Source organism: Mucilaginibacter sp., from assembly GCF_025359345.1.
Lineage (GTDB): Bacteria > Bacteroidota > Bacteroidia > Sphingobacteriales > Sphingobacteriaceae > Mucilaginibacter.
In genome coordinates, this window is record NZ_JANYGQ010000034.1 from 78,941 (window position 1) to 94,548 (window position 15,608).

12 protein-coding genes are annotated in these 15,608 nt (G+C 45.7%); 1 reads left to right on the forward strand and 11 read right to left on the reverse strand.

Features of this window, described 5'->3' with window-relative positions; all coding sequences use genetic code 11:
- Positions 1 to 109: 109 nt before the first annotated feature.
- A complete protein-coding gene (locus Q0R52_RS24315; RefSeq protein ID WP_295799822.1) occupies positions 110 to 2,236 on the forward strand; it encodes an ATP-binding protein in 2,127 nt (708 codons plus the stop codon).
- A gap of 46 nt (positions 2,237 to 2,282) precedes the next feature.
- On the opposite strand, the gene leuB is transcribed toward Q0R52_RS24315, so the two are convergent.
- From leuB to ilvD, 11 genes are all read right to left on the reverse strand, one after another.
- Complete coding sequence (gene leuB, locus Q0R52_RS24320) at positions 2,283 to 3,341, reverse strand: 3-isopropylmalate dehydrogenase (RefSeq protein WP_295799823.1); 1,059 nt, start codon at positions 3,339 to 3,341, stop codon at positions 2,283 to 2,285.
- A 261-nt stretch (positions 3,342 to 3,602) separates the two neighbouring features.
- The gene (locus tag Q0R52_RS24325; protein ID WP_295799826.1) at positions 3,603 to 5,120 is read right to left on the reverse strand and encodes an alpha-isopropylmalate synthase regulatory domain-containing protein; all 1,518 of its coding nucleotides are present in this window, start codon (positions 5,118 to 5,120) and stop codon (positions 3,603 to 3,605) included.
- 113 nt (positions 5,121 to 5,233) lie between these two features.
- Positions 5,234 to 5,830, reverse strand: coding sequence for a 3-isopropylmalate dehydratase small subunit (gene leuD, locus Q0R52_RS24330; protein ID WP_295799828.1), 597 nt, complete (start codon positions 5,828 to 5,830; stop codon positions 5,234 to 5,236).
- 75 nt (positions 5,831 to 5,905) lie between these two features.
- Positions 5,906 to 7,312, reverse strand: coding sequence for a 3-isopropylmalate dehydratase large subunit (gene leuC, locus Q0R52_RS24335; protein WP_295799831.1), 1,407 nt, complete (start codon positions 7,310 to 7,312; stop codon positions 5,906 to 5,908).
- 21 nt (positions 7,313 to 7,333) lie between these two features.
- Complete coding sequence (locus Q0R52_RS24340) at positions 7,334 to 8,503, reverse strand: 2-isopropylmalate synthase (RefSeq protein ID WP_295799833.1); 1,170 nt, start codon at positions 8,501 to 8,503, stop codon at positions 7,334 to 7,336.
- Between the two features lie 137 nt (positions 8,504 to 8,640).
- Positions 8,641 to 9,024, reverse strand: a complete 384-nt coding sequence (locus Q0R52_RS24345; RefSeq protein ID WP_295799836.1) for a GxxExxY protein — start codon at positions 9,022 to 9,024, stop codon at positions 8,641 to 8,643.
- 64 nt (positions 9,025 to 9,088) lie between these two features.
- Positions 9,089 to 10,147, reverse strand: coding sequence for a ketol-acid reductoisomerase (gene ilvC, locus Q0R52_RS24350; RefSeq protein WP_252790046.1), 1,059 nt, complete (start codon positions 10,145 to 10,147; stop codon positions 9,089 to 9,091).
- Positions 10,148 to 10,272: 125 nt separating this feature from the next.
- Positions 10,273 to 10,773, reverse strand: a complete 501-nt coding sequence (locus tag Q0R52_RS24355) for a class I SAM-dependent methyltransferase (protein ID WP_295799841.1) — start codon at positions 10,771 to 10,773, stop codon at positions 10,273 to 10,275.
- A 163-nt stretch (positions 10,774 to 10,936) separates the two neighbouring features.
- Entirely contained in the window at positions 10,937 to 11,539 is a 603-nt protein-coding gene (gene ilvN / locus Q0R52_RS24360) for an acetolactate synthase small subunit (protein ID WP_295799845.1), read from the reverse strand.
- Between the two features lie 124 nt (positions 11,540 to 11,663).
- Positions 11,664 to 13,400: a biosynthetic-type acetolactate synthase large subunit gene (gene ilvB / locus Q0R52_RS24365; RefSeq protein WP_295799847.1), complete on the reverse strand. Its 1,737-nt coding sequence runs from the start codon at positions 13,398 to 13,400 to the stop codon at positions 11,664 to 11,666.
- 83 nt (positions 13,401 to 13,483) lie between these two features.
- Positions 13,484 to 15,175: a dihydroxy-acid dehydratase gene (gene ilvD / locus Q0R52_RS24370; RefSeq protein WP_295799850.1), complete on the reverse strand. Its 1,692-nt coding sequence runs from the start codon at positions 15,173 to 15,175 to the stop codon at positions 13,484 to 13,486.
- Positions 15,176 to 15,608: the final 433 nt, after the last annotated feature.

Here is a 15,608-nt window from a genome sequence, read left to right on the forward strand (position 1 = left end):
GCACTGTTAATGTGCAGGCGCTAACCCTACAGGTAAATCAAACACATTAGTGACTGATTGACAATTATTTATCAGCATTATTGTATTTTAGGCTATTGAAAAAACTTGCATGTGTAAATTCTTAATTTCCTGTTTCCTGCTATTGAGTTTATTTGTGCTAAAGTCGACGGCTCAAAGCAGTAGCGTGGGCGCTTACGAAATTAAAACAGATACCGCCTATCGATTACAACTACCCCTAACCAACGTGCAGAAGCTGGAAGACCAGTCGGGTAAATTAACCATTAGCCAGGTGAGTTCGCCGGCTATGGATGCAGGCTTTGTACAGCTTACCAATAAGAATCGCATCATTAAAAAAAATGTAAATGTGTATTGGCTGCGCTATCGCCTAAAAAATATGATGGCCAGGCCCGTACGTGTAATGATGTACGCCAACAACGGTGTAGTTGAATTTTATATGCAGCAGCCGGGCGGCACCTGGTTAAAACAAACCACGGGCAGGGATGCTGAATGGGACAAAAGGAATGGTTATAAACAAATATTGGCCGTGTACTACGACCTGCAGCCCGGGCAGGAGTCCATATTTTACAAGCGTAGTTATGTTGATAATTTTAACCTGGCCAAATTAGCCGGGAAGTCCACTTTAGGCGCGACCGTGGGTTATTTCGAGCCGTTTTTGAAGGCGCGTTTCCCGGAGGATAATAAATACCTCACCACTACCAACGAAATGTGGTTGTTCGGTTTTATGGTACTGGCCGGCATTATAACCCTTATATTTTATGCCCTTATTAAGGACAAGCTATACCTTTATTTTGGTATAGCTGCAATTTGTTTTGGTTTCATAAGCGAGAATGTTAGTTACGATTTGTTTTTTAGTAACAGCCCGATATTGTACCGGTATCTCGGCAACAACTTGCTACAAGCTATTTTTATATTTGCGGTATGGCGGTTTTTCGATCTCTACTTTGAGTTCAGGAAAAACTTTCCGCGGCTCGGCAAGCTTATGCTTGGGTTAACTTTACTTTTAACGGTACTTGAATATTTCACCGACATTATTCCAGGATTGGTATCTGATACGTTTGGCGTAGTAGCTATAAGTTATGTGCTGTTAGCTATAGTAATAATTCTGGTGTGCCTTATTAATCGCAAAACAAGGTCTGCAAAAAAAATACTTACTGTATTACCCTTTATGCTGGCTTGCTTCTTTGCTTTTTTTAACGGTGTATCCAACGGGATATTCAAGGTGTCATTAAGCCAGCAACTGGTTGGCCAAGTAACTGTTGCCTGTATCTGCTGGCTTGTGGTCTCGTTTTTATGGACGTTGCTGGACCGCCTGATGAACACCATAAAGCAAACCGAGGCCGAGCGTACCAAACTAGTACAGGAACAAAACCTACAGCTGGAGTTAAAGGTTGAAGAACGCACAGCAGCACTTAAAGCGTCAATAGACGATTTGCGCACCACCCAGCGGCAACTTATCCAATCAGAAAAGATGGCGTCGCTTGGCGAGCTTACTGCCGGCATAGCGCACGAAATACAAAACCCGCTAAATTTTATCAATAATTTTTCGGAGGTGAGCGTTGAGTTGATTGCCGAAATGAATGATGAGCTAAAAACCGGCAACATTACCGAAGGCATGGAGATAGCGGCGGACATTGAAACCAACCTCCAAAAAATAAACAGCCACGGCAAACGCGCAGACGCTATTGTAAAAGGCATGTTGCAGCATTCGCGCCAAAGCTCCGACAAAAAAGAACCTACTGACATCAATGCCCTATGCGATGAGTATTTACGGTTAAGCTACCATGGATTAAGGGCTAAAGACAAAGCTTTTAATGCCGTGCTCCAAACTGATTTTGAAACCGGCTTGCCTTTGATTAACGTTGTTCCGCAGGATATTGGCCGGGTAATGCTGAACCTGTTTACCAACGCATTTTACTCGGTAACCGAAAAGAAAAAGCAGGGTACTAAATTTGAGCCGAAACTGAACGTCACAACAAAACTAACTAACGGTTTTATAGAAATAACTGTTAGAGACAATGGGATTGGGATACCGCAAAAAATTATCGATAAAATTTACCAGCCATTTTTTACCACCAAACCAACCGGGCAGGGGACCGGGCTTGGCCTGTCATTAAGTTATGATATTATCACCAAAATGCACAATGGCGAACTTTTGGTTGATACCAAAGAAGGAGAGTTTGCACAGTTTATTGTGCGGATACCAATGACAGCATAAATTTTACCCGGGAGCACAGCATTGTGTTCCCGGGTAAAATTATTATTTAAACGTTAGCAGCCAGCCAATCGCCAACTTCAGTTGTTTTATAGGCTTTGTTTTTACCGGCTAAATCTTCGGTAACAATTCCTTCAGCTAATGATTTATTTACAACGGCGCGAATTGCTTCGGCTTCGTCTTTTAGTTTAAAGGCATCCTCAAACATCATAGCGGCTGATAACACAGTTGCCAATGGGTTAGCGATGTCCTTGCCTGCAGCCTGCGGGTATGAGCCGTGGATAGGTTCAAACAATGATGTGTGTACACCTATCGACGCAGATGGCATTAAGCCCATAGAGCCTGATATTACAGAAGCTTCATCAGTTAAAATATCGCCGAAAAGGTTTTCGGTTATCATCACGTCGTACGTGTTTGGCCATTGTACCAAACGCATGGCAACAGCATCAACAAATTCGTAGGTTACTTTTACTTCGGGATAATCTTTTTCCATGTCCTGCACGGTTTCGCGCCACAGGCGTGAGGTTTCAAGTACGTTAGCCTTGTCAACACAGCAAAGGCGTTTACTTCGGGTCATAGCCATTTCGAAACCAAGTTTTGCAAGGCGCTGAATTTCGGCACGGGTATAGGTACAGGTATCAAATGCGGTGTTGCCGTTATCCAGCCTGCCACGCTCGCCAAAATAAATACCGCCGGTAAGTTCGCGCAGGATGATCATATCAGTCCCTTCAATACGTTCGCGTTTTAAAGGCGAACTATCAATTAACGATGGGAAAGTAAACGTAGGGCGCACATTTGCAAACAAGCCCAGTTTTTTACGCATTTTAAGTAGTCCCTGCTCGGGGCGTACAGTAGCTTTCGGGTCGTTATCAAAACGCGGGTGACCGATAGCGCCAAACAGAACAGCATCGGCCGCCATACAAACCTCGTGGGTCGAATCAGGGTAAGGTTCGCCAACAGCATCAATTGCGGCAGCGCCGGTAAGGGCAGGTGTCCAGTTTATTTCGTGGCCGAATTTTTTTGCAACGGCGTCAGATACTTTTACAGCCTGGGCAATAACCTCAGGGCCTATTCCATCTCCGGCAAGGAGTGCGATGTTTAGTTTCATTTAGATTTTATGTGTTATGCTTTGTTTAGGTATCAATCCTGGCGCTTTGCTATTTTTGGCTAAAGCCGAACCTAACCATTCTTTCTACCGTTGGCTAAAGCCAACGGCAATGATTTATTTTCTTCATTGCCGTCCCATTTATGGGACGGACTAATATAGATTACTTTTGGGCTTCAGCCAAATTTCCGCGTTGCCGTTCTGCTTTTCAGTCATCAAATATTCAATTCTTCTTCTTGATTCCTGCCGTCTCGACTCTTGTCTCTATATTATATTCAACATTTTCTGCGTAGCCTTAATTGCGCAAACTGTTTGGTCGGAATCCAGGCCCCTGGTAACAAACTTTTTCTTATCATCCTTCCAGGTAATAATGGTTTCGCACAATGCGTCCGAACTACTGCCGGGAGCTATACGCACAGCATAGTCAATCAGCTTTGGCAGGCAGCGTTGTTTTTTAACGTACACCTTGGTGAGCGCATTCATAAAAGCATCAAACTGGCCATCACCTTGTGCATTTTCCTCAAACTTCTCGCCGTCAATTTTTACGGAGATGGTAGCGGATGGGCGCAATCCCATCGAATGCATTAATACATATGATTCTATAATAACCTTTTCTTCATAAAGGTTGCTGTCAAGCACATCCGATATAATATAGGGCAGGTCCTCCTTAGTTACCGTTTCCTTTTTGTCGCCCAGCTCAATAACTCGCTGGGTTACTTTTTTAAGATCGGCATCATTTAGTTTGAGGCCCAATTCCTGCAGGTTTTTTTCGATGTTGGCTTTACCGGATGTTTTGCCCAAAGCATATTCGCGTTTGCGGCCAAAACGCTCGGGCAACAGGTCATTAAAATACAGGTTGTTTTTGTTGTCGCCATCGGCGTGGATGCCCGCAGTTTGGGTGAATACATTGTCGCCAACAATTGGTTTGTTGGATGGTATCCTTACGCCCGAAAACGTTTCAACCAGCTTGCTTACTGTATAAATAGCCGATTCTTTGATGCCGATTTTTACCTCAGGCACAAAATCATTTATTACCGCTACGGCACTGGCCATGGCCGCATTACCTGCCCGTTCGCCCATGCCGTTTACGGTGAGGTGCAGGCCGCTTACGCCGGCTTTTACCGCTTCCAGAACATTGGCGGTACCCAAATCATAGTCATTATGTGCATGAAAATCGAAATGGGTAGCCGGGTATTTAGCAATTAGTTCTTTTAAAAACTTTGCGGTTTCTACCGGGGTTAATACGCCCAGTGTATCGGGCAATAAAATCCTTTTTACAGGTTGTTTGGTAATAAACTCAAGGTACTGGTAAACATATTCAGGCGAATTTCGCATGCCGTTGCTCCAGTCTTCCAGGTAAACGTTGGTTTCAATACCCTTGCTGTGGGCAAGGTCGATTACATTTTTAATCTCGGCAAAATGCTGTTCGGGCGTTTTTTTAAGCTGATGGGTTAGATGATTTAACGAACCCTTTGTCAGCAGGTTTTGAACCTTCACGCCCGATTTTACCATCCAGTCGATAGAAACACCATCATCAACAAATGACAGTACCTCAATACGGTCGGTGTAACCGTTTTCTTCGGCCCAGGTTAAGATGCTCTTAACTGCCTGGAACTCGCCTTCGGATACGCGTGCAGAAGCTATTTCAACCCTGTCTACGTTCAATTCTTCCAACAACAGCTGGGTAATAGTTAACTTTTCTGAGATAGAAAACGACACCCCCGATGTTTGTTCCCCATCGCGGAGGGTGGTATCCATTATCTCTATTTTCCTTCGTTCCATTATATGGTGGGATGAGAGTCAAGAATCAGGAGTCAAGAGTCAAGAAAGCGCATTTGCGTTCTCTCGAATATCCTGATTCTTGGTTCTTGACTCCTGATTCTTGATTCTATTTTTTAAAGCGGTAGGTTGGCTGCAAATTCCTCAATCTCGCCTTTAATACTTTGCAGGTAATCAATATCATCAAATCCATTAATCATGTTATCCTTTTTGTAGGGGCTGATGTCAAATTTTTCAGTGTCTCCTGTCGAAAGGATGGTAATACTTTGCGCCGGTAAATTAACCTCAATTTCTGTTTTGGGATCACCTATAACAGCCGTGAAAATCTTCTCGGCAAATTCAGCGCTAACCTGTACCGGCAATACGCCAACATTAAGGCAGTTATTCCTGAAGATATCCGCAAAGAAGCTGGATACCACGCAACGGAAGCCGTAGTCATAAACCGCCCAGGCAGCATGCTCACGCGATGAGCCGGAGCCAAAGTTTTTGCCGCCAACCAGTATTTTGCCGCTGTAAACAGGGTTGTTCAGCACAAAATCCTTTTTAGGGGTGTTATCAGGATTGTAGCGCCAGTCGCGGAAAAGGTTGTCGCCGAAACCAACGCGTTCCGTAGCTTTTAAAAAGCGGGCTGGTATCAGCTGATCGGTATCCACGTTCTCTATCGGAAGCGGAACCGCGGTGCTTGTTATTATATTAAATTTATCGTAAGCCATTGTATTTAGTCATTAATCATTGAGTCATTAGGTCATTGACGCTTCGTCGTTTGTCCTGCTACTCGCTTTTACAAATTAAACCAGTTCCTCAATTAACGTCCTTGGGTCGGTAACTACCCCGGTAACGGCGGCAGCTGCGGCAACCAGCGGACTGGCCAGCATGGTGCGTGCTCCGGGGCCCTGGCGGCCTTCAAAGTTTCTGTTTGAGGTGCTTACTGCATATTTACCGGCAGGAACTTTATCATCGTTCATGGCCAAACATGCAGAGCAACCGGGCTGGCGTAAAGTGAAACCCGCTTCGGTTAAAATATCCAGCAAGCCTTCTTCTTTAATCTGCGCTTCAACAATGTGCGAGCCGGGAACCAGCCATGCAGTAACGTTGTCGGCTTTGTGTTTGCCTTTTACAAGGGATGTAAATGCCCTAAAATCCTCAATACGGCCATTGGTACAGCTGCCTACAAATACAAAATCAACGGGTTTGCCAAGCATCGAGTCGCCTTCGTGGAAACCCATGTAGTTTAATGATTTCTCGTAGGTTGCAGCGCCGCCCTCAACATCGGCAGCATCTGGTATATCGTGTGATATACCCATGCCCATGCCCGGGTTGGTACCGTAGGTTATCATCGGCTCAATATCTGATGCACTAAAGGTTAGTTCCTTATCAAAAATAGCATCGGCATCGGTTTTTAAAGTTTTGTAGTAGGCTAATGCCCTGTCCCAGGCTTCTCCCTTTGGAGTAAACTCGCGGCCTTTCACGTACGCGATGGTGGTTTCGTCTGGGGCAATCATACCGCCGCGCGCACCCATTTCGATACTTAAATTACAAACCGTCATACGGCCTTCCATCGTCATATTCTCGAAAACATCACCCGCGTATTCAACAAAATAGCCGGTAGCTCCCGATGTGGTGAGTTTTGAAATTATGTATAGTGCAACATCTTTGGGTGTAACGCCAAATCCTAATTTGCCATTAATGTTAATGCGCATTTTCTTAGGCTTCGGCTGCATAATGCATTGGGTAGCCAATACCATCTCCACTTCGGATGTGCCGATTCCAAACGCAATGGCGCCAAAAGCACCATGGGTTGAGGTGTGCGAATCGCCGCAAACTATGGTTGCGCCGGGCTGGGTAATGCCGTACTCCGGGCCAACAACGTGAACAATACCATTTTTTTGATGGCCAAGTCCCCAGTAGCTGATGCCGTATTCGTTTGAATTTGACTCCAACGCATCCAGCTGATTGGCCGACAATGGGTCGGCAACTGGCAAGTGCTGGTTAATTGTTGGTGTATTATGGTCGGCGGTAGCAAAAGTGCGCTCCGGGTATAAAACCCTGATGCCCCTGCTTTTTAACCCCAAAAAGGCTACCGGGCTGGTAACTTCGTGAATCAAATGACGGTCGATAAAAAGCACATCAGGCCCATCCTGGATTTTACGCACCACGTGAGTGTCCCAAACCTTGTCAAATAATGTCTTGCTCATTTTATGTTTATTATTTATTTCTTATTTCTGTAAAACGCCTACGTTGTTCGCCAGCGTTAAAAGGTCTTCATCGGTTATATCCAACTTGCCATCGGCAAGGGTTAAAAAGTTCTTGTATGCCTCGTCTAACCCGGCTTTATCCAAATGCTGGCCAAGGCGCTCCAAATGGAATTTTAGCGCATGCCTGCCGCTGCGTGCGGTAAGCACAATGGTTGCGCTTGGGAAACCTACATCCTCCGGCCTTATAATTTCGTAGTTTTCGCGATTCTTTAAAAAGCCATCCTGGTGTATGCCGCTGCTGTGGGCGAATGCATTGCTGCCGACAATGGCCTTATTTGCCTGTACCGGCATGCGCATTTGCGTGCGTACCAGCTGGCTAATCTCGTAAAAATTACGGGTATTTATGTTGGTGTGCAGGTTAATGGACTCGTGGGTTTTAAGTATCATTACCACCTCTTCAATCGAAGTGTTGCCGGCACGTTCGCCGATGCCATTGATGGTACCTTCTATTTGCCTGGCGCCGTTTTGAAGACCTGCTATGGAGTTTGCAGTGGCCAGGCCTAAATCGTTATGGCAATGTACCGAAATAATTGCCTTGTCGATATTTTGCACGTTTTCTTTCAGGAAACGTATTTTATCACCGTATTGGTTAGGCAGGCAATAACCGTTAGTGTCAGGAATATTGACCACGGTTGCGCCTGCCGCGATGACCGCTTCGACCATTTGCGCTAAGTAATGTATATCAGCACGACCCGCATCTTCAGCGTAAAACTCTATGTCCTCAACAAAACGCTTCGCATATTTAACGGCGTCAACAGCGCGAACCAATATCTCCTCACGGGTGCTGTTAAACTTGGTTTTTATATGCATATCTGACGAGCCTATGCCGGTATGGATACGCGGATGCTTAGCATATTTAAGCGACTCAACCGCCACATCAATATCGCCTTTATTTGCACGCGTAAGCGCACAAACCGTAGGATTGTTTACCGCTTTTGATATTTCTACCACGCTCTGGAAATCCCCCGGGCTTGATACCGGGAAGCCGGCTTCAATTATATCAACACCCAATGCCTCCAGTTCGCGGGCTATCTCTATCTTTTCGGGGGTAGTTAGCTGGCAGCCCGGTACCTGCTCGCCATCGCGAAGCGTGGTATCAAAAACATAAACGCGGTTTGGATCGTGTATCATACTATCTTAATTTTTGGATGCCAGCTTTGAGTTGCTATTCTCTTACTGTCATCGGTTAAAATTTATTTCTTCTTTTTTCTGAATCAGAATTTACAGAATTCTAAAATTTTCAGAATACCTTGATTTCTGCTAATTCTTTATGATTTTATGTTATACTTTGGATTAAATATCAACTTGTACTGCAAACTCTGGCTTCCGAAGTTGATTAACAGTCCCAAGGGATAATCGTAGGCAACGGTATAATTTTTAGCCTGTGCCAAATGCACATCTTCCAAATTAATAAGCGCCTTCAATTCCGCGGTTAATCTTTCTTCTACTACAAAATCTGCCCTTCTTGTTCCTACGTCAATCCCATCATAAAAAATGGTGTGTTCTTGTTCCCTGATAAAATTTACGCCTGCCCTTGCAAGTTCAATAGCCAAACACCTTTGATAAATCAGTTCCTGGAAACCGTTTCCAAGTGTGTTGTGCACTTTCATTGCGCACCCAATTATTTTATAAGTTAACTCGTCCCTTTCCACAAACCAGATTTAGCAAACTTTCATTTTGTAAATTCTAAAATTCTGTAAATTCTGATTCCGACAATTACGCTTCTACAACCTGGTTCTCAGGGCGTAAACTCCGTACGGTTTTGCCGGCTTGCCACATTTCGCTTTCGCGCAGTTCTTTTAATTCGGCATCCAGTTTTTCGCGGTAGTCAGGTTTGCTGTTGCTGTCGATTGATTTTTGCGACTCAACACCTGTTGCCACGCTTTTGTATAATTCTTCAAATACCGGCTGGGTAGCGTCACGGAATTTCTTCCACCAATCTAACGCGCCGCGCTGTGCAGTGGTCGAGCAGTTGGCGTACATCCAGTCCATACCGTTTTCAGCAACCAATGGCATTAACGATTGGGTCAATTCTTCAACAGTTTCGTTAAAGGCTTCTGATGGCGAGTGGCCGTTTTTGCGTAACACTTCGTATTGTGCTGCGAAAATGCCCTGTACGCAACCCATTAAGGTACCGCGTTCGCCGGTTAAGTCGCTGAATACTTCTTTCTTAAAGTCGGTTTCAAAAAGGTAACCGCTGCCTACAGCAATACCTAATGCAATTACGCGATCTTTTGCTTTACCGGTTGCATCCTGGAAAATGGCGTAACTTGAGTTTAAGCCACGGCCTTGTAAAAACATACGGCGCAATGAGGTACCCGAACCTTTAGGGGCAACCAAAAATACGTCCACATCAGCAGGGGGAACGATGCCGGTTTGCTCTTTAAAAGTGATGCCAAAACCGTGCGAAAAATACAGGGCTTTACCGGGAGTTAAGTGTTTTTTAACGGTTGGCCATACTGCAATCTGCGCAGCATCGCTCAACAGGTAACAAATAATTGTGCCTTTTTCAAGGGCTTCTTCAATTTCAAAAAGTGTTTCGCCGGGTACAAAGCCATCGCTTACAGCTTTATCCCATGTTTTTGTGCCTTTACGCTGACCAACAATAACGTTTATGCCATTGTCTTTTTGGTTAAGCGCCTGGCCAGGACCTTGAACGCCATAGCCTATTACTGCTACAACTTCGTCTTTTAATACTTCCTGTGCCTTTGATAAAGGGAACTCTTCGCGGGTAACTACGTTTTCTTCAGTACCGCCGAAATTTAATTTTGCCATCGTATTTGATTTAATGATTACACCGATTTTTTGATTGATTGCACCGATGCTTGGTTGTTTTATATTTTAGTTTATAATTTTTTATTCCTCGTTCCGAGACGCAAAGTATTGCGTCTCTACGTCGTTTATTTTTTTGTAATGATCACTATCCCTGTTGCCCAGCCCATTTTTGTTAGAATGATATCCTCGCGGCCATCTAAATAAGTTATTAAGTCGGTTGCTTTTTCGGCGTGGCCGGTGGGCCAGTTTGCCTGGGGCAGCATGTCGTCAATAATGTAAAACCCGCCGGTTTCAACCATGTTCAGCACTTCATCCAGCAACAAATATTTGCCCGGCCAGGTATCGGCAAAAACAAAGCTGAACTTTTGGGCAGCATTTTGTTTTATCCAATCGCCACCGTCGGTGCAGATCAGTTGCAGCCTTTTATCAACCCCAAGGTTTTCTTTGGCTATGCTGAGCAGCGTTTCATCGTTATCGATAGATATCAATGTTGATTTGCTGTCCATGCCGTCCAGAATCCATGTTGTTGACAATCCTGTACCTGTCCCCAATTCCAAAAACTTACCACCCGGTTTCGATGCCGCCAGTGTTTTAAGCAGTGAACAAGTCAATACTTCTGATGGCATGGTAAAACCACTTGCTTCCGTAGCAACTTTTATAGCGTTGTAAGCTGATGGGTATTTTTGTCTGATCTCTTCTAACATCTGAGCCCCCTACCCCCCTAAAGGGGGGAATTAATTATCTTTTTTAATTTCATTTTCCTACTACCCCTTCAGGGGGCCGGGGGGCTCACATCGTAAACACTTTTTCCCCTTTATTTAAATATTCGTTCTCTATCACTTCTTCGCCTGGTTCCAGCCGTTCAAACTCGCGGATTTTGGCGTTGAAGCCTTCGCTGTCTTTGATGATGGCTACGCGGGCGCTGCGCACAAACTCAATCAGTCCGTAAGGCTGTAAAATGCTGATGAGATTGTCCGTTTCTTCGCGGTGGCCGGTGGTTTCAAACACGGTGTAGTCTTTGCGCAGGGTTACTACGCGGGCGCCGTTCTCGCGCAGCAAACGTTCAACGCTCACCTTTTCGGCAATTACATCGGTTGACACTTTGTATAGTGCCAGTTCCTGCCAGATCACATCTTCGTTGGTGTGGTAGTATACCTTTAACACTTCCACCTGTTTTTCAATCTGGCGGCAAAGCTTGCGCACCACATCTTCCGACTCGGTGATCACTATATTAAAACGGTGAATGCTCTCAATTTCCGACGGAGAGGTATTCAAGCTGTCGATATTTATTTTGCGGCGGGTAAATATTATCGCTATCCGGTTTAAAAGACCAATCTGGTTTTCAGTATAAACCGTGATGTTATATTCCTGCCTGTCTATTTGGTTTTCCATTTTGTTTTTGTTTTTAATTGGCTTGTCGTAGCCTCACCTAAATCCTCTCCAAAGGAGAGGACTTGAACATCGCTCTTTTTTAGCCCTCTCCTTTGGAGAGGGTTGGGTGAGGCGTCCCAGCCTTCTATTTCAACCTAATTTCAGCAACACTGCAGCCCTGTGGCACCATCGGGAACACGTTGTTCTCCTTGGTTACCATTACCTCCAACAGGAATGAGCCTTTGTTTTCCATCATTTGTTTTAATGCTGATGGCAGATCCTTGCGGTCGTCGATCATTTTGCCGGCGATGCCGTATGCCGCGGCCACTGCCACAAAATCCGGGCTTTGGATATCTACAAACGAGTAACGTTTCGAGTTAAACAGCTCCTGCCACTGGCGTACCATGCCCAGGAATTTGTTGTTAAGGATGATGATTTTTACATCAACACCGGTTTGCATAATGGTGCCCAGTTCCTGCAAAGTCATCTGGAAACCGCCGTCGCCGATGATAGCAATAACATCACGCTCCTGTGCACCGAATTTGGCGCCAATGGCTGCGGGCAATGCAAAGCCCATGGTACCAAGGCCGCCGCTGGTAATGTTGCTGCGGGTTTTGTTCAACGTTGCGTAACGGCAGGCCACCATCTGGTGCTGACCTACGTCGGTAACTATTACTGCATCACCTTTGGTCAGCTCGTTTAACTGTTTGATTACTTCGCCCATCGTCATTTGCGGCGATGTTGGGTTTAGCTCGGTATGGATAACCGCGTCGTATTCTTTTTGGGTGTATTCATTAAACAACTTCACCCATTCGGTATGATCGTTATGATTAACCAAAGCGGTAAGCATTGGCAGGGTTTCCTTGCAATCGCCCCAAACTGGCACGGTCGATTTTACGTTTTTGTCGATTTCGGCAGGATCAATATCCAGGTGGACAACCTTTGCCTGTTTGGCATATTTATCAAGGCGACCGGTTACACGGTCATCAAAGCGCATGCCGATGGCTATTAATACATCGCACTCGTTGGTCAACACATTCGGGCCATAATTGCCGTGCATGCCCAGCATACCCACGTTAAGTGGGTGACCGGTTGGGATAGCGCCTGCACCAAGGATTGTCCATGCTGCCGGGATGCCGCTTTTTTCCACAAATGCTTTAAACTCCTGCTCGGCGCTGCCTAATATTACGCCCTGTCCCCAGATAATGAATGGTTTTTTTGCGCTGTTAATCAGTTCGGCCGCCTCTTTTATGTATTGCGGCCTAACAATTGGTTTTGGGCGATAACTGCGGATATGGTCGCAAGGGGTGTAGCCTTTGTATTCGAATTTTTGTATCTGCGCGTTTTTGGTAATGTCGATCAATACCGGGCCGGGCCTGCCGGTCCTGGCAATATAAAATGCCTTGGCAATAGCTTCCGGGATTTCGTTTGCATCAGTTACCTGGTAGTTCCATTTGGTAACCGGTGTGGTAATGTTGATCACATCTGTTTCCTGGAAAGCATCGGTACCTAACAAGTGCGCAAACACCTGGCCGGTAATGCATACCAAAGGTGTGCTGTCTATCTGTGCATCGGCCAAACCGGTAACAAGGTTTGTAGCGCCGGGACCACTGGTGGCAAACACCACGCCCACTTTGCCCGATGTACGCGCATAGCCCTGGCCGGCATGAATACCGCCCTGCTCGTGGCGCACCAATATGTGGTTTAATTTATCGCTATAATCGTATAAAGCATCATAGATGGGCATAATTGCGCCACCCGGATACCCGAAAATTGTATCAACACCTTCAATAATCAAAGCATCAAGCAAAGCCTGCGAGCCTGTTAGCTCAATGGCTGCCTTTTGTTCCGGTGCGGTTAATGTTTCCTGTGCAACTTCCATATCTTTTATTTATTTCGGAATTCGGATTTTCGAATTCGGATTTATTAAAATTCTAACCTTTCGCCTTTGGGTTTTCACCTCCCTTATGGCATCTCATCCGTAACACAACCTTCGGCGGCTGTGGTGACGGTTTTGGCGTACCTGTATAGTAAGCCTTTGGTAACTTTTAACTTTGGCTGAACCCAGGCTGCCTTGCGGGCTGCCATTTCTTCGTCTGATAAAATTACATTGATCTTGTTGGTAGTCGCATCAATAATAATTTTATCCTCGTCTTTTATTAAGGCTATGGCACCGCCGTCAAAAGCTTCGGGGGTGATGTGGCCTACCACAAAACCGTGTGTTCCGCCGCTAAAACGACCGTCGGTAATCAGTGCTACCGAGCTGCCTAAACCTGCGCCGAAAATGGCTGATGTTGGCTTAAGCATTTCGGGCATACCGGGTGCGCCTTTAGGGCCTACGTTGCGGATAACCACCACATCACCTTTTTTGACTCGACCGCTTTGTATGCCGGCTATCAGTTCAAATTCGCCGTCGAAAACGCGGGCCGGGCCTTCAAAATGAGTGCCCTCTTTACCGCTTATCTTGGCTACGCTGCCACCTTCGGCAATATTGCCGTAAAGTATCTGTAAGTGCCCGGTGGCCTTTATCGGCTTTTCAACCGGCCATATTATTTTTTGAGTTTCAAATTCAATTTCAGGTACATCGGCCATGTTTTCGGCAATGGTTTTACCGGTAACGGTTAAGCAATCGCCATGCAGCCAGCCTTGTGCCAGGCAATATTTCATTACCGCAGGCACGCCGCCAATGTTGTGGAGATCCTCCATCATGTATTTGCCGCTTGGCTTCATGTCGGCCAGTACAGGTATGCGGTTGCTTACCGCCTGGAAATCGTCCTGCGTAACTCTAACGCCAACGCTTTTAGCCATGGCTATCATGTGCAAAACGGCGTTGGTGCTGCCGCCCAGCACCATAATTACCACCATGGCATTTTCAAACGCTTCGCGGGTCATGATATCGCTTGGCTTGATATCTTTTTCCAGTAATATTTTAATGGCTTTGCCTGCTGCAAGGCATTCCGCTTTTTTCTCGTCGCTTAATGCCGGGTTTGATGACGAGTAAGGCAGGCTCATGCCCAATGCCTCAATAGCGGCAGCCATAGTGTTGGCGGTATAGATACCACCGCAGGCGCCTGCACTTGGACAAGCATTTTTTATAACGCCCATAAAATCCTCAGGACTGATGGTGCCGGCCATTTTTTGACCCAAAGCCTCAAACGCCGAAACAATGTTCAGGTCCTCGCCTTTCCAATGACCGGGTTTTATGGTACCGCCATATACCATTATCGACGGGCGGTTTAACCTGCCCATGGCCATAATGGAGCCCGGCATGTTTTTGTCGCAGCCCGGCAGGGTGATCAGGCCGTCGTAATATTGAGCGCCGGTTACGGCTTCAATCGAGTCGGCAATTACATCGCGGCTTACCAGCGAGTAGCGCATGCCTTCGGTGCCGTTGCTCATGCCATCGCTTACGCCAATGGTATGGAATATAAGGCCCACCAAATCTTCGGCCCAGATGCCTTGTTTAACTATTTTGGCAAGATCGTTCAGGTGCATGTTACAGGTATTGCCGTCGTAACCCATACTGGCCACGCCCACCTGCGCTTTTTGCATGTCCTCGTCGGTTAAGCCGATGCCGTAAAGCATGGCCTGCGCTGCCGGTTGGGTAGGGTCCTGGGTGAAGGTTTTGCTATACTTGTTTAGTTCTGTCGCACTCATATTTTAAACGCCGTTGCCGGTTAAATTTTATAAAAAATGTTATCGTAATTAAGGTTTGTGCTGGTAACACAATTTGATATTTCCAAGGTAGATATAGCCCAAAGGAATAGCAAGCGATTAAAGGAAAAATTTCAATTAGTATTTAATTTGGTATTTATAGTATTTTACAATACAATGCATTGTATTAATTCAAATCAAAGATACAATATATTCTACAATTTATACCAAAGTTCAAAACGGTATACGGTATGTTTTTTATGCATGCATAGTATGGGGGTCGGATTTCGGCGTAAAATGGGAAAATTGATGTGCGGATGTGCGGATTAACTGCGTTGAGGCTTCGCGTTTTTGATGTGCGGATGAACCCTCCCGAACCGTCTTTGCGAGGAACAGCTGCTCCCGATTTCGGGAAGGAAATCGGTGCCCGTCTCCG